Genomic DNA, 18,376 nt, shown 5'->3' on the forward strand with positions numbered 1-18,376 from the left:
CCCTGTTAAAAACTAACCTGAGTTCAGGTTAACTAGACCCTATATATCCAATCAAAAATGCCATTTTTACTTTTTAATAAAATAAAAATGACATTTTAGCTAACTTAGATTTTTATGGCTTAAAAAAGCTTAATACAATCAAATTAAATAATCGTTTTACGTGACCTCAGGTGGTTAGCAGGGTCACGCGAATACCTTTCTTTTACCTTCATAAGATCCTCATAACTGCCAAGAAAATAGTCTTTTGTAGGAATTGCACTGTCTTTAAAGCTAATAAATGCGCCTTCAGTCCCTTCAATTTGGGTCTCTCGGCTTACCTCAATCCAATCCATTGCTCTATTAATGTAATTGTAGACTTCATTATTTTGACCTTGTTCTTTTAACTCAACAGACTCATTCCACCATGTTTGGTACTGAATAGTGTAATGCGATTTTGAATAAGGAAATGAAACGCGGGCGTTTGCTTCTTTTTCGCTTATTTCATTATAAAAAGGACCTGCAATTGCACCAAGTGTAACGTAGCTGAATAAACCTAAATCACTACTCTTAGCATTAATCAGATCTGACGTTAAACTTTTAATTAACTGCTCTTTTCCGTTTTTTGTTAAACCGCTACCTTTTACAACCTTAGAGGTTAATTTATGGGGTGCTGGTGCATCAAAATCAGGCGTAAATGGCGTGCCATCGGCATTAGCTAAACTACCTAAACGCTTTTGCTTTTTTAATACATCGAAAAGGGAGTTTCGTGACCAATTTCCCATTAATGCACTATTATAGTTCGCTTTAGTATCTGTACCTTGATGTATTGGCGTACTATTTGGAAAGTGGTTTGAGACAAATTGTTCTAACTCTTGCCAACTTCCCTGCCAATAGCCGTACATGGTACTTGGGTGGCACAAAGGCTTGTTTTGACTGTTAGCCGCAATAGCATTAATTTTTAAATTAGTGCCTACCAGCTTGTCGGTACTTGCATTATTTATAACGTCTTCCCATTGCGATAAAAGCTCAAGCGTAGAGAAAGCTTGCGCATGCTCGTCATTAGTATTCCAGTTTATTACAAAGCGATGGATCTCGTCTGGGATCTCAAATGCTTTTACTTTAAAGTGGGTAACAATACCGTAGCTTAATGCCCCGCCACCACGTAGTGCCCATAATAGTTTTTTATGGGATGGGTCGTTTGCATCAACAATATCGTCCTCAGCATTTACTTCGATAACTTCACCGTTGCCTAATACAACCGTAGCCCCCACCAGCGATTCACAACACATTCCTTTACTGCGAGTCCATGGCCCCCAGCCTCCGCCTTGAATGAAACCCGCCAAACCGACTGTTGCGCATGTACCATGCGGTATTGTCAATGGCGGGTTATTGTCAGCAAGCTTTGGTACCACCTGAAAAAAGCGATAACCGGAGCCTATATTTGCAATATAGTCACCGTTCACTTTCTTAACGTTAAACTCTTTTAATCGGCTCAAATCTAATAAAATCACATCGGTGCCGGTACACTCCCCTTCGTGATCGTGCCCACCAGAACGAACGCGGATTGGTAAGTTTAAGCTAATTGCTTGCTTGTAAGCCTGTGCTACATTTTCTGTTGATTCACACATTACGATAACTGCAGGATTGAATCGCAAACGAGTATTAAATATAAGAGTCTGTGCTTGATACCCTGTTAAACCTGGAGTTTCAGACACCGAGGGTGATGCTTGAGTTAGCAGCTGATCATCCTTAAAACCCGAAGATTTAAGTGCTTGAACAAATTTAAGCGTATTGTTCCAATAGTTTAACATCAGGCTCTGTGCGCTTTTAAGTTGCTCGTGCGGCAGCTGCGAAACTTCATGAACTGTATTTGGGTTATTCATCGTATATCCTCTTTATTATCCTTGTGACATATACACTCGTCACGTTTTTGACCTGTTACTGATTCTGCAAGCGTTTGGATTGCTGGCGCTAAATCATCACGTGCAATATCAACTTTAATGAGGTAAGGCGTTGACGTATCTTCATATAAGATATTAAGTGCATTTTGCAGATCCGCCACCGAATTGACATTTAAATATTTAACACCGTAAGCTTGAGCTAATGCTTCGTAGTTCCAAGAAGGTAATTCATCAAAAGGAGCAAATTTCCCCTCAGGTGTAAATGCGCAAATATCTACAAATGATTGCTCAATGGCATACACCTCGTTACTCATTACAAATACAGCGGTATTACAGTGATTACGACTCAGTGTTGAGAGTGTCTGACACATCATCATAAAACCACCATCACCTGCAATAACTATACTGCGATTATCATTAGCAAGTGACACACCCAAAGAGCATCCGGTTTCATGGCCCAATGATCCCCACGCGGCATCACTAACAAAGTGGCTTTTTTCTATGCCAATCAATCTTGCAGCCATATAAAGTGATGAACTTTCACCTAAAATAAGGTTGTAACCTTTTAAGCTACGAGATCCGTTTAACTCTTGTTGATAAAGAGTAAAGAAGCTTTCGTAGCTTATTTGGCTGTGAAAATCAGCAAGCTCAGTGTTTAATGGTGTATTTAACTTAAAAGAGACTGAGTTCAAAGACGAAGTTGATCGCTCAAAATATGCCGTCAATTCGCTAATAAACACAGTTAAGCTGGTATGGATGAAGTGATCACTATTGCCAACAAGCGCACCATCCATATTAACTCTTATTAGATCAGAGCCTTGCTTAGTTAGCATAGTGAGGTAATCATCAGTAAAAATAGCGCCAAGCGCTAAAATTGCATCGCACTGCGACACATAATCGAACGTTGCAGGTAATGAGGCTTCACCTGCATAGGTGCCTACAAATAAATCGTGACCGACTCCACTTCGCTCGCTGATCACCGATTTAGCTAACGTGGTAGTGGTATACGCAATATTAAGCGAAGTTAAAAGCTTCTCTACTTTATCTTGTAAACCTAATCTCGCTATTTCTATGCCAAGCATGATTACTGGCTGTTGTGCAGTTTCTAGCTTTTGTATAGCCGCGTGTAGTAATGCATTTTGCATATTTAAATCAACGGACGTATCGGTAATAACAAGCGGGTACGCTGGAGTCGGGCATTCTGCTCCCCACACATTTTGCCAAGCTTCTAAGTAAATTGGCCTTTTTTCTTTTATTGCACACGCCAACGCTGCATCGATAATTTGAGGAGCCGTTTCAGGATCTGACAGTATTTCGCTTGCCACGGTAACACTTTCAAATATAGTTTGGTTTGATTTATAGTTACCCGTTGAATGATGAAATAATGCGCCGGTATCTGCGATAATTTTTCGATCATCAATTGATGGGCTGGCCGTTATCACCACCATAGGATTTCTTTCAACATAAGCCCCTGCAATTGCGTTTATAACACTTAATGTACCGACTCCATATTGTACAGACACTGCGCCAATCCCTTTGTAACGAGCATAACCTTCGGCCGCATAACCTGCACCTAACTCCGTTATGTCGCCAACCGCATCAATACCATCAAACTTATCAAGTGCGCTCATAAACTCCTGTACATAGTCACCCGGTACTTGGAATATTTTATCTAGGCCTTGCTCTTTTAAGCGCGTTAATAAATAGTCAGCAACTGTAAATTTATTGGTACTCATGGTTAATCCCTTCGTATGCAAATTTTGTTACTTCGTCTAGCGTTTTACTGCATGCATTAGGCTGTTTTTTTTCAATTTTATCGTTACAGGCTTTATTACAATCAACGGGTAAATAGTTATGTTGTTGCTTTAGCCAGCATGGTGTGGGTAAATCAAAAAATTCCTCGAGTGTTGATTCTGCGGTATTTAAAGCACCTTCAACCCAACCTTGCTCGTATGAGTACGCCTCACCAATAATATAAATCTTTTCTTTCTCAACAGGGTGGCGCATACGACACATAATTTCATCTAAACGGTAATTTGCTTTCCATTCATGCCATCCTCCGCCATATGGGGCGTCTCCCCAATCTTGGTAAATGGCAGAATACGGCATCGCCAATTCTTTTTGCTCATGAAGCGCTTCAATTTGTCTATGCGCGGCTTCCACCATACCTGTGGTTATTTGGCATTGGCTTTTAGGGACTATTTCTTGTGGGGTATAGCCTTCACATCCATAGCTGGGTGTGTAACCAGAATATAACTCACCCGATTCTAAGCCTTTCCAATAGGGGATAGAGCCTATGTCATTATATGACGCCATCAATAACGAGTTTGTATTTGGTAAACCGCCTGCTTGGTCGCACTCTGTTCCCATATAATATGTTTGCCTAATTGGTAAGTCGGTCACTGAACGACCTGCAACTAGGCCTAAGCTTCGCCACCAAGGCTGCTCGTAAGCCATAAACATTTTTAGCGCTTTTTGTATAAGTACTGAAGGGATATTTTCTTTTAACCACGGATCAGCAAAAAACTCCGACTCGATAAGCTCTAATGAACGTCGTGGCATTGCCAAAATTAGTTGTTTCGCTTTTACAATTTCCTGCTCAGTGACGGTTACGTCATCAATTGTTTTGCCGAATTGATCTGTACACGTTGATTGAAATATTAATTCATATCGATAATCAGGATCATTCAGGTAGTTAATTTTTACTAGTCGTTTATTCATTTGTACTTTTTCGTCTTCGGCTAAACAACTTTTTAATGCTTTAAACTGCGCACACAGCGTTAATGGCAGTGCCTGAAATCCATCTGTGAGAGTGAGAAACTCAGTGTCATCACTGTATTCTGTTGCTGGGAGCTGAGTAACCGCACTTGCGTTAGCAACATTAGCATCGTACCCGCCCGCCTCTTTCATGAATAAATAGGCTTCGTTACTTAATACTCGCTCAAGTAGATTCCAAAAACCATACTTCCAGATCTCTTTGCCAAATACTTTAACTTTCATTTGCTCGCACAAGCTCATGTCAGCAAAACCAGGACAAATTAAGTTCATCACCTTAACTTGTAAATCCTCGGGCCCATAGCCGCGTTCAGATGCGTTTAACTTATAAGGTATTTTGTCAGGGCACTGCGCAAAATCTCGGTAACGAAAATACTGACCGCGCAAATAAAAGAGATTATTTTCACTGCCCGCTTTTATATCTTTCACAGCGGGATCTTTTGAATCAGGGTACATGGGTAAGGAAGAACCCATTGGGAAGTTTTGCGTTTTCAGGTTCAAATCATTAACTAATGCATTAACCATAACGTGATCTGAAGGAATAAAGCGCATTCCCCCCAACTCGGCAACTACATTTGGTAACCCTGGTAACTTTTTACTATATAAACGCCCGCCTATGCGGTCACTGTATTCAAATAGCGCAATACGCTTTTCTTTGCCTTCATGCTGTTGTAGCCTCCACGCGCTGTAAACACCAGACACACCGCCACCAACAATTGCTATATCAAGTTCGTTTTTCATAGTCGTCTTTTCCTTAGCTAGATTAAGCTAAAGTTACCCATAAAGACTACAAAGTTCTATTACGCTTTATTACACTCGATGGCAAATATCTGTCCAACCACATCTAGCAACGACGGTTCTTGTATTAGAAAATGAGATAAGCTGTGAAATAAACTAGACACTCGCTGTAATTTATCTGACAAAAGTTAAGATAAATATCAACGTTATTCTATTCTTAGCGGCAGCGCCAATAACAACCAAGTTACAAATAATGCGCAGCGTCGCTTGGTGCGGGAATTCTACAATACTGATACTTTCCAAATAATGTATAACGATTTAAAGCGATTTTATCGTATGACCAATTATTAAACCTATTTGGTAAAACACTAAATATATTTGCGAGCTTGTACGGATCACCAAGTTGCTTAACTACTTCAAAAAAAAGCATGACTTTGTGTATACGCTTTACCATTTTCTATAAACACCATTGAGGCGTATTCATTCGTCAAAAAACCAAAGTGCATTAACAACAACTCACCTTTAGGCGATTGCACGCTGCACAATTTAAATTTAATTCTCGGATCGTGAGCTATAATAAAATTACACCAAGCACTGCAAAGCTTACATTGCGCATCAAATAAAATAATTTTTTGATTTTGCATTAATGTCGCGGAATCATCGCGCATAAAACTTTCCACAAATTAAGTACTAAACTACTGCTGCACTGGCTTTTTTTGTAGCTTACGCTGCAAGGTGCGCCTATGCATATTTAACTGCCTAGCGGTCATTGATACATTACCGTTATTACTGTGTAAAACATGTTGAATATGCTCCCACTCTAAACGCTCGGGCGACATAACCCCCTCAGAAATTTCAGTTACTGCCGTACTTGCCACCTCAACTTTAAGTGCTTTTAATAAACTTGCCATATCAACAGGCTTAGTTAAATAGTCATTAGCACCTAAACGCATCGCCTCTACGGCTGTAGCTATACTTGCAAAGCCAGTCAGCAATACAATATGTGCATGAGTTAGTAAATGCCGCAGCGGTGCAATAAGCGACAGTCCATTCTCATCAGCCAGTTTCATGTCTAATAAAATACAATCAGGCTGTTGCTGGCGAGCCCTTAGAAGTGCATCAGTGTGATTATGTGCGATCTCGCAATTAAAACCGTGCTTAGTTAGCCGCCGTGCCAACGTTGTCGCTAAATTAATATCATCCTCAATAATAAGTAGCTTCATGCTTTTGTCTCTGCTGTTAATAGTGGCATCGTTATCTTTGCAACCGCTCCGCCTTCGGGGTGATTATATACCGTTAACGAGCCATTTAACCGCTCAAATGTCACATTTGATAACATAGCTGCGATCCCCATGCCTTGCTCACTAGGCATTAACTGCCCACCTAACTCTGCTAACTCTGAGGATGAAAAGCCAGCACCAAAATCACGAATAATTAACGCAATGTTTTGTGCGTCAGGTTGCTGCCAACTTAGTTCAAGTTGCACTTGGGCGTGTTTTTGATTAGCAAGTACTGCATTTTGTAATAAATTTAAAATTGCAGGTAACAGCATAGCGTCACTTTGTAATGTGGCTTCAGGTGCCTCGTTAAGCCAGTTTATTTGTTGATTTGGGTATTGTAATAGTAACGTATCATGAATTTGATTTTGCAACTGCTCTGCTTTAATGGGTGATTGCGTGTTTTTATCTCGTAACTGCATTGAGAGGTTTCTAAAGTCGTTAAGCTGAGTGCGGCATTGTAATAGCGGCGTTTGCATTTGCTGAATAACTTCATTGTTGGGATGCTCTTCTAAAAGCTCCTCAAACAATAATTGTAAATTAGCAATCGGGGTTGCTAATTGATGAGTAATTTGCGCGGCTGCGCCATCAAGTGTAACTAGTTGTTCATTGCGCAACTGTTTTTCTCTAACTTTGGCAATAGTGCGTTCACGCTGTTGCAAAGCGCGGTTCATAGCCCCTATCACTAACGCAATTACGCAAGCACTTATAACAAAATTAACCCACATACCAATAAAATGACCATTCATATTCATTTGGTGCATACTGTGTTCGGGCATTTTAATTAATAATAAGCTATAGGCGGCAATGGCCAATACAGCAATATAGGCAAGCCCTCGAGCGCTTAATGTGATTGCAGCTATCATAATGGGCAGCAACAATAACGACACAAATGCGTTAGTTGCACCGCCACTTAAAGACAACAAAATAGTTAAAAAAAGCACATCGGCGGTCAGTTGCATTAACATGCCAATTGGCTTCGCTTGGCTTACATGCCGGTAGGCAAATACACTGGCTAACTGAAAAACCGCCTCAACAGCAATAACCCCTAACAACGGCATAAGTGCAATTTGATGTTCTAGTAAAAAATACACACTGAGTACCGCAATAAGCTGGACAACAATGGCACCACTGCGCAGCATTAATAATCGGCTAATAGCTGGGTCGGTTTTAATTAACACAATAGGATTCCTGGATACACTGGGTTTCATTATTCATGATTAACATGCTTTTTTTATTGCACCTATTATACACTAAACCGCCTTATAGTATCCGCTCGCATAGCTGCACTCAAGCATACGTCACTAGTGCTTTAAGCAAGTGTTGAAGGTGGTGGACTAGCTTATAAAAAGCACCTAAGCTAAACACTCATTTAATTTACAAAGTAAAAACTTACAATTAACCTTTCACTAAAAATACAACAAACAATTGGTAAAATAGCAGTAATTACAGCTCTATAGCTGCTATAAACTAGAGTTAATAGCTAATTTTTGTTATAACGTATTCATTAGACGAACACGTCATACCACTTTTAAGAGAACACACTATGCCTTACGCACATATCACTGGTTGGGGCAAATGCATTCCACCAGCCAGCATCAGTAACGACGAAATAAGTGAAATTGTAGATACCACCGATGAGTGGATCACCACGCGTACCGGTATCAAAGCCCGTAGAGTTAGCCATGTAAGTACTGCCGAGCTTGCTAGTGTGGCTGCAAAACATGCTATTGCTTGCGCTGGCGTAGATGCAAAAGATATCGATTTAGTTATTTTAGCAACGTGCACCCCCTCAACAGTAGTTGCAAACACTGCCTCATTAGTACAAAAAAATATTGGCGCCACTGGCGCTGCAGCCATGGACACCAATGCAGCATGTTCTGGTTTTTTATATGCTTTACAAGCTGCGACAGCGCAAATTCAAGCCGGTATGATCAAAAAAGCCGTAGTTATTGCCGCTGAGCGCATGACGTGGTACGTAAACTGGGCACGACGCGATAGCGCAGTATTATTTGGTGATGGTGCCGGTGCCGTTGTGCTTGAAGCAGCAGAAACACCTGCAGGCTTATTAGGAACTAAAACCGGCTGTGACAGCGAAGATCGTGATATTTTACACATTACTAATTTTGGCAGTGATTTAAATAAATATGAGCCAATTGGCCCATCAGACCTTTTATTTGAAGGCCGTGAAATATTTAAACGTGCCGTTAAAGGCATGAGTGAAGCCTGTGACGACGTGCTTGAACAAGCCAACCTTAAGTTAGACGATATCGATGTACTAGTTCCGCATCAAGCTAACTTACGCATTATTCAAGCAATTCAAAACCGTTTAAAGGTTGAAGACAGTAAAGTAATGGTTAACATTGGCGAATACGGTAATACCTCTGCTGCAACGATTGCCATTGCGCTGTGTGAGGCCGTTGAGCAAGGTTTAATTAAGCCGCATGCAAATATTATGTCGGCTGCATTTGGAGCAGGCCTAACGTGGGCGGCAAGCTATATCAAATGGGGCGAGCGAGTAACCCCCATTGCTGTTAGCGATGCTAAACTTCCACCGTGTGATAAAACAGGTTTAGAGCTTGTTGCACCGGCTGTAAAAGCGTGTAAAGACGCAGAGCCTAGCTAAAAGCTAATATTACACCAAGCAAATATGTATTGATAAACAGCGCACTGCTTTCAGTGCGCTTTTTGCTTTTTAAGGAAAGTATATGCAACTACTAGGCATTCATCATGTAGCCATCATTTGTAGCAACTACCCACGCTCTAAACATTTTTATAGTGAAATATTAAAGCTCTCAATTATTAATGAGCATTATCGAGCAGAGCGAAAGTCTTATAAGCTCGATTTAGCTTTACCTGATGGCAGTCAGTTAGAATTATTTTCGTTTAATGATGCGCCAAGTAGACCAAGCTATCCCGAAGCACAAGGACTTAGACATTTAGCATTTAAAGTTGGGTGTATTAATACTGCTAAACATTATTTAGAGTCACACAATGTGATCGTCGAAGAAATAAGAATGGACAAAAACACCGGCAAAAAATTCACCTTTTTTGCCGATCCAGATGGTTTACCCCTTGAGTTATATGCGCTTTAACATCAAATAACTCAAGGCAAGGTATGTTTGATTTAGTTAACCCAAGCTAGGTTAGTTAAATCGATTTTGTAGGTAAGTAAATACTGCACGAATGCCCAGAGCTTCACCACCTGCAGGGCGCCCTGGTAATGCTCGTAAGTTCCATGCCATTACATCAAAATGAACCCATGGTGTATTTGGCTCTACAAACTCTTTCAAATAAAGCGCAGCGGTAATTGCGCCACCAAATGGCGTACTTGAACAGTTAGTCATATCAGCCACATCGCTTTTCAAAAATGGGGTGTATTGCTCGAATAACGGCAATTGCCAAACAGGGTCGTTAACTTGCATACCCGAGTCCATAATCGCATTAGCTACATCACGTTCCGTTGAGAAAAAGCCTGGCAGTTCTGTTCCTAAAGCAACACGACATGCACCGGTTAAAGTAGCGAAATCAATAATTAATTCAGGATCATCGTTTTGTGCTTCGCTTAGTGCATCACACAGAACTAGTCGCCCTTCTGCATCAGTATTATCTATTTCGACCATAATACCTTTACGTGTTTTTATTACATCGCCTGGGCGAAATGCATTACGCGAAACGGCATTCTCAACCGCAGGGACTAACACCCGAAGACGTATTGGTAAGTTAGCGGCCATAATTAATTGAGCTAAGGCAATAACATGTGCGGCCCCACCCATGTCTTTTTTCATGTTACGCATGCCTGAACTTGGTTTTAAATCCAGTCCACCTGAGTCAAAACATACACCTTTACCTACTAATGTAATTTGTGGCGCATCAACCGCCCCCCACTTCAAATCGAGTAAACGCGGTTTGTTTTCACTTGCACGGCCTACCATATGAATAGTTGGATAATTTTGTTCTAATAGCTCATCGCCTACCCATTGGGTAAACTCGCCGTCGAATGTATCAGCTAAATCGCTCATTACTTGTGATAAGTGCTGCGGCATCATATCGGCAGCGGGGGTATTTACTAAATCACGGGCTAGATTAATTGCATCTGCTTGTTGTTTTACTTGTTCATATAATGTTTTATCAGCAATGCCAAGCTGAGCTTTAGCTGTGGCTTTTTGTTTATACTCACTGAACTCATAACCACCTAACACAAACCCTAAAGCAAGTTGAGAAACTAACGATTCATCACCTTGAATTTGATAGCAGCCTTTAGGTAATTTACTTGCAAGCTCGCCAGCGGCCCAAAAATCATCAGCTCGTTGCATAATACAAAATACTTGGCTTAGTTCACCCGTTTCTGCGTTTGGTATTAACGCCAGTCCTGACTTTTCAAAGTCGGTATTTGCAAGCCACTGCTGCACAAAGCTCGGTTGCTGAGTAAGCCAGTCTGTTAATTCATTTTTAACAATAAAAGATAGAGGGATACCTGAAGAGGTATGACAAAGTAAAGCGCTCATTAATGACTCACATAATAGAAATTGATGCCCTAGCATAACAATAAGCACTATTAAAAGGTATAGCTAATTATACCCTAACTAGCTTACTTCTTTTCGGGAGGAGTTGAGTCTTGCTGTTGGTTTTGTTGAGTAATTTCTTGATCAATTTCTTTCATAGTCTTATTCATACTAAAAGAGCTCGGCAATACATCAACACCCACAAACTGCCCTAGCTTAACAACCAATGGAATAGTTAATGGTGCAAAGGGTAATAACGCAAAAATGCCTAGCCCCAACCCTTTTAATATATCAACAAACTGCTCATTGGCGCGTTTTAGCTCTGCTTTGTTTGTTTGCCCTTGAGTATAACGCTTGTAGGTTATTAGCATCTCTTTGGTTTCTTGCCTTTCTTGAGCAAGGGCTATTTTAAGCGCCACCATAGCACGGCGAAAACGCAGTTGCTGTCGCTTTTTACTAATTTTAGCAACCCGCCAAGGGGCACGATGAATGACTTTATATAATCGCATAGCCTGTATTCTCACACAGCGCTCTAAGTTCACAAAGAATAATTTACACGCTTTGTTCAATCATTTATTCTAAGTGTCCTTTTTTCCACTTTTGTAATAAAAAATGCAAAAAAATCGCCCCGACACTAAACCCGAAAGACCAAAATCTGATGAATGCTGTGGCGGAGGCAGTTGCTGCCCTTGTGTGTGGGATGAATATAAAGAAAAGCTGGCAGCGTGGAAAAAACATCATGGTGAAAATATCAACAGCAAATCAATTTAATTCAATAATATAAAATGACTAAATTAACTTATTTAGTTAGTCATTATGTATCAATATCTGTTTTTTCCTCCTTTTCTAGCCCTAGCTGCAATTAACTCTGCGTTATTTTTAGATAAACCATTTGTTTCAACTTGTTAAATAGTGGTTAATTACCCATTGCCCTCTTTAGTTTTTTTATCTATAGTCTATTCGAGGACTCACAGGAGGTGCGCTTAATTAATTAAGCTTTTAGGAGTGAGTTAGCTATATTTGCTCCCCATTGAACGTGAAATGTCCACAATAATAAGTCAGTAATAGACTATACAAATTAATTCTAACTGGGGATATTTAGAATGAAATTAAAAAGCAATACGCTTCAACAGGCGATCAAATTTGCTCTAGCAACAACAGCCGCAGGCTTGTTTGTTTCTGGTTCAGCAATTGCTCAAGAAGAGCAAACCGAAGTTAAAGTAAACAAAAACGTAGAAAAAATTGCCGTAGTTGGTACGCGCTCTGCGCCTCGATCTATTGGTGACTCACCTGTTCCTATCGACATTATCGGTGGTGAAGAGCTTAGCAAATCAGGTAATACTGATATGCTAGAGCTGTTAAAAGGGGCTATTCCTTCTTTAAACGTTCACTCAATGCCAATTAGTGATGCCGCTTCACTAGTGCGCCCTGCAAACCTACGCGGACTACCTTCAGATAGCACATTAATTTTACTTAACGGCAAACGTCGTCATCGCGCTTCAGTTATTGCCTTTTTAGGTGGTGGTATTAATGATGGTGCGCAAGGTGCCGACATTTCAGTTATTCCAAGTATTGCATTGAAACAAGTAGAAGTACTTCGCGATGGTGCCGCTGCACAATATGGTTCTGATGCGATTGCTGGGGTTTTAAATTTCCAACTTAAAGATGCCTCGGAAGGCGGGTCATTTGAAGTTCGTAAAGGCCAATATTACGAGGGCGACGGTGATACAACCCAAATTTCAGGTAATGTGGGTTTACCGTTTACCGATAGCGGTTTTGCAAATTTAAGCTTTCAGTACAAAACAGCCGATGCGACCAGCCGTTCAGTTCAACGCTACGATGCAACTCAACTTATCAAGGCTGGAGTACCAGACATTGCTCCGATCACTCAAGTATGGGGTGCACCAGAGGTAGATGACGACATCTCTATCTTTGGTAATGTTGGCTTAGAGCTTACTAATGACTCACAATTTTATATGTTTGGTAACTATTCTGAGCGTGATGTACGTGGTGGTTTTTATTACCGTAACCCGCATACTCGCCCTGGTGCATACTCAAACGATGGTGGCGAAACACTCCTTGTTGGTGATTTAACCGGCGACATGAGCGGTAATTGTCCAACAATCATGATTGATGACAACGTTCTTGATAACCCTGACTACATTAATGGCGTAGCAAACAACCCTGATTGTTTCGCATTTAACGAAATGCTTCCGGGCGGTTTTACACCAAACTTTGGTGGTAATATCACAGATACGTCACTCACTATTGGTACTAAAGGTGAGTTTACTGGCGGCTTTTTAGAAGGCGCTTACTATGACCTAAGCGGTACTGTAGGGTATAACGAATCTCGCTACTTTATATACGACACAATCAATGCATCGTTGGGTCCAGATAGCCCGCGTGATTTTAGCCCAGGTAAATATGAACAATTAGAGAAAAACTTTAATTTTGATATTTCAAAGGGTTTTGACTTTGACTTAGCTTACGATGTAAACATTGCCGGTGGTTTAGAGTGGCATGAAGAAACCTTTACCGTGGTATCAGGCGATGAAGCTTCGTTTATAGCTGGCCCACTAACTGATCAAGGTTTTGGTATTGGTTCTAACGGTTTCCCTGGATTTAAACCATCAGATGCAGGCGAATACGACCGTCGAAACTATGCAGCTTACATTGATATTGAAGCGCCATTCACTGAAGAGTTCTTAATGGGCTTAGCGCTTCGCTACGAAGATTACGATACCTTTGGTTCAACCACTAACTATAAGTTAATGGGTCAATACCACCTTACTGATGATCTGAATATTCGTGGTTCAATTAGTACTGGTTTTCGTGCACCTACCGTAGGCCAAGCGAATGTTAGTAACGTACAAACTAACTTAAGCAGCGGTGTATTAGTAGACTCAGCGCTATTACCACCAACTAACCCAATTGCTATTCAACTTGGTGGTACTGAACTTGAGCCAGAAGAGTCTCAAAGTTATACCTTTGGTGCGGTATACACCATGGGCGATTTATTCTTAACAGTTGATTACTACAACATCCAAGTAGATGATCGTATTAGCCAATCAGATAAAATTGAACTTAGTCAAGCTGATAAAGACACGCTCGAAGCTGCCGGTGTACCTAACGTACAAAACTTAGCGCAAGTTAGTTTCTTTACCAATGACTTTGATACCACTACTCAAGGTGTTGACTTAGTGGCTAACTACTCAGCTGAATTATTCAATGGTAGTTCTACATTTAGCTTAGCGTACAACTGGAATGAAACAGAAGTAACACGCTCAAGTGATATCACAGGTGCGTTTAAAGTAAGTCGTCTTGAAAATGACTTACCTAATCACCGCGCAACACTGAGCTGGGCACAGCAATGGGAAAGCTTTTCAGCATTTTCTCGTCTTAACTACTTTGGTGAGTACCAAGGTGTTCACGTAGATTATGATGAAACCGCTAAAATAGCTGATGCAGCAGTAACATTAGATGTTGAAGTAACTTACTTTATGAATGACTCAATCAGTTTCTCAGTCGGTGCACAAAACCTACTGGACCAAGAAGCAGAGAAACTTGATTTTACCGTAGCACCTAATAACAATTGGGGTGGTAAGTACTACGAAACTTCTCCATACGGTATTAATGGTGGTTTTTACTACGCTAAAGCAACCTATACTTTCTAAAATGTGTTAACAACAAAAAAGGCGAAATGTGTAATGCATTTCGCCTTTTTATTGGCTCTAAGATGCCTATTTACTCGCATTTTTTATGGCGTTAGGGTTATAGTAAATAAAAAGAATATTAGTTGTATTATGCTACTAAAAAAAGCAAATGAGTTATTATCACAAAACAAGCTTAGAGAAGCTGAGTTTCATTTCAAAACGCTTTTACAATCAGAGCCAGACAATGGTGACGCCCTATTTGGTCTAGGTAAGGTCGCATTGCGTTTAGAACAATTTGATGCCGCTGTGTATATACTACAACGGGCGTGTCAGCATCTACCCTATGAATTAGAACCCTTATATGCACTAAGTGATGCATTTAATGCGGTCAACTCCCCTGAAGATGCGCAAAAAGTACTCGAATACGCAACCAGTATTGCTACAGAAAACCCAGACACTCATTATTATTTAGCTCAGCACTATTTAAACTTTGGCGAGCTTGATAAAGCGCAGGCCACATTTGAGGAGGCATTAAAGCTTGGGATAGCACCGGTTACAGCTTATGTTTTATTTGAATTGGTACAATTAGGGCGCTTTAATAAAGCAAATAATTACATTGATCAGTTACACCATTTTTTAACGCAAACAAATAACCTACGCTTAAAAATGGTCTGTTATTATGCTTTAGCTAAAAGTTACGACAAGTTAGATGATACTGATCAAGCATTTAATTACTTTGTTATTGCCAATCAGCAACAACGTAAACTCAGTGAATTTAATACTGAGAATTTAATTGAGTTTTATGATCAACTTATTGAATATAACAATGAAAGTGTGCTCAATTTAGCAAAACTAAATAAACAGTACCCTGTCACACCCGTGTTTATTATTGGCATGCCACGCAGCGGTTCAACCCTACTTGAGCAAATGTTATCAGGGCACAGTCAATGGGCAACGCTTGGAGAAGACACGAGTATTAGTAGTAAGGTAGTTGCTTTTTTAGAACATAAAACAAGATTACGCTACCCTCAATGCTTAACTAAACTAACAACGCCTTTAATTAACCAAGCCAGAGATATTTATTTAGAAACGTTAAGCTCTTTTGGGGGCAACTGCCCATTTGTGATCAATAAACTGCCGAGCAACTACCAAAACTTAGGGCTAATTTATATTTTATTCCCAGATGCTAAGTTTATTAACCTGACCCGTAACTTTCACGCAACCGCCTTTTCAGTGTTTACTAATTACTTTGCTGAAAACGAACCCTATTTTTGTGATTTAAATGAGTTTACTTTGTATCATCAGCTTTATGAAAAACTAATGAGCCATTGGCAGCAGTTTAACCGCTTAGCTATTTATAATTTAAGTTATGAGCAGCTAATTGAAAATCAAAAGGAACAATTAACCGCACTATTGAGTTTTACGGGCTGCGAATTTGAACACACTTGTTTAGACTTTTACAAAAATAAAAGCGCAGTTACAACGCTTAGTAAACATGCCATCAGGCAACCTGTAAATAACAAAAGCCTTGATAAGTGGCAGCGTTATGAAGCACCTTTACTTAGTTTGCTCTCGTTGCCTCAAACCAATTAAGCACATCCATAAACTGCTCTTGGCGTGCCTGTGGGTGAGTAAGCATATTAATATGGTCGTAATCTACTTTGTGCCCAAAGCGGCGGCCATATATTTGCATTTTTTGCACCCCAGTACCTGACTCATCAATAAACTTTTGAATATCGATAGGCTGTGCCAATGCTTTATCTTTTACTGCCGCAATATGTAACGTTGGAGGAAGCGTGAGGTTTGCTAATGTTTTAGCGTAATCAAAGCCGTCATCACTGTCTACCCATGGCTTTTGCTTAGCCCACTGCATACTTTGATAATGCGACTTTTGAGTTTCATCGTCACTGCCCCACTTTAAGCGTTTTGCCGGTAAATAACCATGTTTTTTCGCTAAAATTGGTGCCATAAAATACCAAATCAAATTGGCCTGAAATAACTTTTTGGGGTGGTTATTAAATAGCGAACGCTTTGAACCAAAATAGGCACACGCTTTTACATCGTTTATCAGCTCAGGAAAGCGAGCAAACACGCTATTAAGCAACACCCCCCCCCAAGAATGAGCAACTAAAAAGTCAGGTTTTTTACTCTCTAACTGTTCAATTTTTTCAATGAATGCCGGAATATCCTCAACAATCGCCTCAGTTTGTCCATAACGTGCTTGTTTACAAATGGCAGGCTTACTTTCACCACGGCCACGTAAATCAGCAACGTAGCAACAATACCCTTGTTCAGCTAAAAAAGGCGCTAACCCTTTATTGCTATGAGTGTAAAATATTTTGCCATTTTCTACCGCGCCATGAATTAATAGCACCACAGGCCCACTTGGCTGCTGGTTTGCGATACGGCGCAAATGCAGTGTTTGATGGTCACCTAATTTAATAAAAACAGACTCTTGAGTAACTGCCAAAGCGAATTCCTTATAATTGCTAACAACTCATCCTACCAGTAATAACTGGTAAGCCAAAGGGAAAATTATGCACTTTTTCTGTCTGTATTTGTTACTATTGGCTTTTATTCCTGTTGTTAAAAAAGCCTCATGAAAGCAAAATCAGCTCGTTCTAAATTACATCCGCGCAATCAACACAAAAATGGTTACGATTTTAATTTGCTTACCTCGCAAACCCCTTCGTTAACTGCTTTTTTAATTACGACTCCAGCAGGCAATCAAAGTATTGATTTTAGTAATAATTTAGCTATTAAAACCTTGAATCAGGCGCTATTAAAAAGTCATTACAACATTAACTTTTGGGACATTCCTGAGCATAACTTATGCCCACCTATTCCAGGTAGAGTAGATTATATTCATTACTTAGCTGACTTACTCAGCGAAGATAATCAGCAGGTTATTCCCACTGGTCGACAAATTAAAGTGCTTGATATAGGCACTGGCGCTAACTTAGTTTACCCGCTAACGGGTAATAGCGAATACCAATGGCACTTTACTGGCAGCGACATAGACTCTGCAGCAATAAAAATAGCCAAGCAGCTCGCTCAGTTCAATAATCTAAAAATAACGCTTAAACAACAAAAAAATCCCGAGCATATTTTTAAAGGGGTGGTTAATGCGAAAGATTTGTATCATTTAACGATGTGTAACCCGCCATTTCACGCCAGTGCAGAAGAAGCCAATAAAGGCAGTGAACGTAAATGGAAAAACTTAGGCAAAGCGCCTTCGCAAGCACTTAATTTTGGCGGACAAAGTAATGAGCTGTGGTGTGAAGGTGGTGAATTAGCATTCATTTCAAACATGATCAAAGAAAGCCGTGATTACAGTGACCAAGTAATTTGGTTTACCTCGTTGGTTTCTAAAAAAGAAACTCTAGCAGCCTTACAAGCACAGCTAAAACAACAGCCTATTAGTGAATTTAAAATTGTTGAAATGGCACAAGGGCAAAAAGTCAGTCGCTTTATTGCATGGAGCTATTTTGATAAAGCCACCCGAGAACAAATTTGTGAAGAATTAGTATAAAAGCCATATAAGGACA

At 40.1% G+C, this 18,376-nt stretch carries 14 protein-coding genes and 1 pseudogene; 6 read left to right on the plus strand and 9 right to left on the minus strand.

The annotated features are described in order from the left end of the window. Window positions 1-143: 143 nt before the first annotated feature. From AC0VZ5_RS17165 to AC0VZ5_RS17190, 6 genes and pseudogenes are all read right to left on the minus strand, one after another. Entirely contained in the window at window positions 144-1,862 is a 1,719-nt protein-coding gene (locus tag AC0VZ5_RS17165; RefSeq protein ID WP_475475060.1) for an FAD-binding oxidoreductase, read from the minus strand. After that, entirely contained in the window at window positions 1,859-3,616 is a 1,758-nt protein-coding gene (locus tag AC0VZ5_RS17170) for a thiamine pyrophosphate-binding protein (RefSeq protein ID WP_475475061.1), read from the minus strand. The genes AC0VZ5_RS17165 and AC0VZ5_RS17170 overlap by 4 nt, the downstream gene beginning before the upstream one ends. After that, window positions 3,603-5,396, minus strand: coding sequence for a flavin monoamine oxidase family protein (locus tag AC0VZ5_RS17175; RefSeq protein ID WP_193156566.1), 1,794 nt, complete (start codon window positions 5,394-5,396; stop codon window positions 3,603-3,605). Before AC0VZ5_RS17175 ends, AC0VZ5_RS17170 begins: the two co-directional genes overlap by 14 nt. A 241-nt stretch (window positions 5,397-5,637) precedes the next feature. After that, window positions 5,638-6,061 (minus strand): annotated as a pseudogene (locus tag AC0VZ5_RS17180) (thiol-disulfide oxidoreductase DCC family protein). 27 nt (window positions 6,062-6,088) lie between these two features. Beyond that, window positions 6,089-6,616 carry a response regulator transcription factor gene (locus tag AC0VZ5_RS17185; RefSeq protein WP_475475062.1) on the minus strand — a complete coding sequence of 176 codons (528 nt, stop codon included), beginning with the start codon at window positions 6,614-6,616 and terminating at the stop codon, window positions 6,089-6,091. Next, the gene (locus AC0VZ5_RS17190; protein WP_475475063.1) at window positions 6,613-7,851 is read right to left on the minus strand and encodes a sensor histidine kinase; all 1,239 of its coding nucleotides are present in this window, start codon (window positions 7,849-7,851) and stop codon (window positions 6,613-6,615) included. The genes AC0VZ5_RS17185 and AC0VZ5_RS17190 overlap by 4 nt, the downstream gene beginning before the upstream one ends. Before the next feature lie 365 nt (window positions 7,852-8,216). Here AC0VZ5_RS17190 and AC0VZ5_RS17195 point away from each other — a divergent pair, with 365 nt between their 5' ends. Together AC0VZ5_RS17195 and gloA2 are read left to right on the plus strand one after the other, a co-directional pair. Further along, window positions 8,217-9,296 carry a ketoacyl-ACP synthase III gene (locus AC0VZ5_RS17195; RefSeq protein WP_010389122.1) on the plus strand — a complete coding sequence of 360 codons (1,080 nt, stop codon included), beginning with the start codon at window positions 8,217-8,219 and terminating at the stop codon, window positions 9,294-9,296. Window positions 9,297-9,378: 82 nt separating this feature from the next. Further along, complete coding sequence (gene gloA2 / locus AC0VZ5_RS17200; protein ID WP_475475064.1) at window positions 9,379-9,765, plus strand: SMU1112c/YaeR family gloxylase I-like metalloprotein; 387 nt, start codon at window positions 9,379-9,381, stop codon at window positions 9,763-9,765. A gap of 51 nt (window positions 9,766-9,816) precedes the next feature. Here the strand turns inward: gloA2 and AC0VZ5_RS17205 are convergent, their stop codons facing one another. Beyond that, on the minus strand, window positions 9,817-11,178 hold the full coding sequence (locus AC0VZ5_RS17205) for a leucyl aminopeptidase family protein (RefSeq protein ID WP_198522718.1): 1,362 nt from the start codon (window positions 11,176-11,178) through the stop codon (window positions 9,817-9,819). Between the two features lie 83 nt (window positions 11,179-11,261). Continuing rightward, window positions 11,262-11,684 carry a hypothetical protein gene (locus AC0VZ5_RS17210; RefSeq protein ID WP_198522719.1) on the minus strand — a complete coding sequence of 141 codons (423 nt, stop codon included), beginning with the start codon at window positions 11,682-11,684 and terminating at the stop codon, window positions 11,262-11,264. Between the two features lie 103 nt (window positions 11,685-11,787). On the opposite strand from AC0VZ5_RS17210, the gene AC0VZ5_RS17215 reads away from it, so the two are divergent. The 3 genes from AC0VZ5_RS17215 (at window position 11,788) to AC0VZ5_RS17225 (ending at window position 16,421) form a co-directional block, all read left to right on the plus strand. Beyond that, entirely contained in the window at window positions 11,788-11,946 is a 159-nt protein-coding gene (locus AC0VZ5_RS17215; RefSeq protein WP_138606804.1) for an oxidoreductase-like domain-containing protein, read from the plus strand. Window positions 11,947-12,278: 332 nt separating this feature from the next. Further along, window positions 12,279-14,849, plus strand: a complete 2,571-nt coding sequence (locus AC0VZ5_RS17220) for a TonB-dependent receptor plug domain-containing protein (protein ID WP_198522720.1) — start codon at window positions 12,279-12,281, stop codon at window positions 14,847-14,849. 129 nt (window positions 14,850-14,978) lie between these two features. Then, a complete protein-coding gene (locus AC0VZ5_RS17225; RefSeq protein WP_475475065.1) occupies window positions 14,979-16,421 on the plus strand; it encodes a tetratricopeptide repeat-containing sulfotransferase family protein in 1,443 nt (480 codons plus the stop codon). Here AC0VZ5_RS17225 and AC0VZ5_RS17230 read toward each other — a convergent pair. Next, window positions 16,390-17,298, minus strand: a complete 909-nt coding sequence (locus AC0VZ5_RS17230) for an alpha/beta fold hydrolase (protein WP_475475066.1) — start codon at window positions 17,296-17,298, stop codon at window positions 16,390-16,392. The genes AC0VZ5_RS17225 and AC0VZ5_RS17230 overlap by 32 nt on opposite strands. Window positions 17,299-17,427: 129 nt before the next feature. Here AC0VZ5_RS17230 and rlmF point away from each other — a divergent pair, with 129 nt between their 5' ends. Continuing rightward, a complete protein-coding gene (gene rlmF, locus AC0VZ5_RS17235) occupies window positions 17,428-18,360 on the plus strand; it encodes a 23S rRNA (adenine(1618)-N(6))-methyltransferase RlmF (RefSeq protein ID WP_475475067.1) in 933 nt (310 codons plus the stop codon). Window positions 18,361-18,376: the final 16 nt, after the last annotated feature.

The sequence above is a fragment of the Pseudoalteromonas sp. QJM3NY_12 genome (assembly GCF_056173165.1).

What these genes read in the sequence shown, in the direction of transcription:
- AC0VZ5_RS17165 (WP_475475060.1), bottom strand. Translation starts at nt 1,862, where the DNA reads ATGAATAACCCAAATACAGTTCATGAAGTTTCGCAGCTGCCGCACGAG.
- AC0VZ5_RS17215 (WP_138606804.1), top strand. Translation starts at nt 11,788, where the DNA reads ATGCAAAAAAATCGCCCCGACACTAAACCCGAAAGACCAAAATCTGAT.
- rlmF (WP_475475067.1), top strand. Translation starts at nt 17,428, where the DNA reads ATGAAAGCAAAATCAGCTCGTTCTAAATTACATCCGCGCAATCAACAC.
- AC0VZ5_RS17185 (WP_475475062.1), bottom strand. Translation starts at nt 6,616, where the DNA reads ATGAAGCTACTTATTATTGAGGATGATATTAATTTAGCGACAACGTTG.
- gloA2 (WP_475475064.1), top strand. Translation starts at nt 9,379, where the DNA reads ATGCAACTACTAGGCATTCATCATGTAGCCATCATTTGTAGCAACTAC.
- AC0VZ5_RS17225 (WP_475475065.1), top strand. Translation starts at nt 14,979, where the DNA reads ATGCTACTAAAAAAAGCAAATGAGTTATTATCACAAAACAAGCTTAGA.
- AC0VZ5_RS17175 (WP_193156566.1), bottom strand. Translation starts at nt 5,396, where the DNA reads ATGAAAAACGAACTTGATATAGCAATTGTTGGTGGCGGTGTGTCTGGT.
- AC0VZ5_RS17170 (WP_475475061.1), bottom strand. Translation starts at nt 3,616, where the DNA reads ATGAGTACCAATAAATTTACAGTTGCTGACTATTTATTAACGCGCTTA.
- AC0VZ5_RS17195 (WP_010389122.1), top strand. Translation starts at nt 8,217, where the DNA reads ATGCCTTACGCACATATCACTGGTTGGGGCAAATGCATTCCACCAGCC.
- AC0VZ5_RS17220 (WP_198522720.1), top strand. Translation starts at nt 12,279, where the DNA reads ATGAAATTAAAAAGCAATACGCTTCAACAGGCGATCAAATTTGCTCTA.
- AC0VZ5_RS17205 (WP_198522718.1), bottom strand. Translation starts at nt 11,178, where the DNA reads ATGAGCGCTTTACTTTGTCATACCTCTTCAGGTATCCCTCTATCTTTT.
- AC0VZ5_RS17210 (WP_198522719.1), bottom strand. Translation starts at nt 11,684, where the DNA reads ATGCGATTATATAAAGTCATTCATCGTGCCCCTTGGCGGGTTGCTAAA.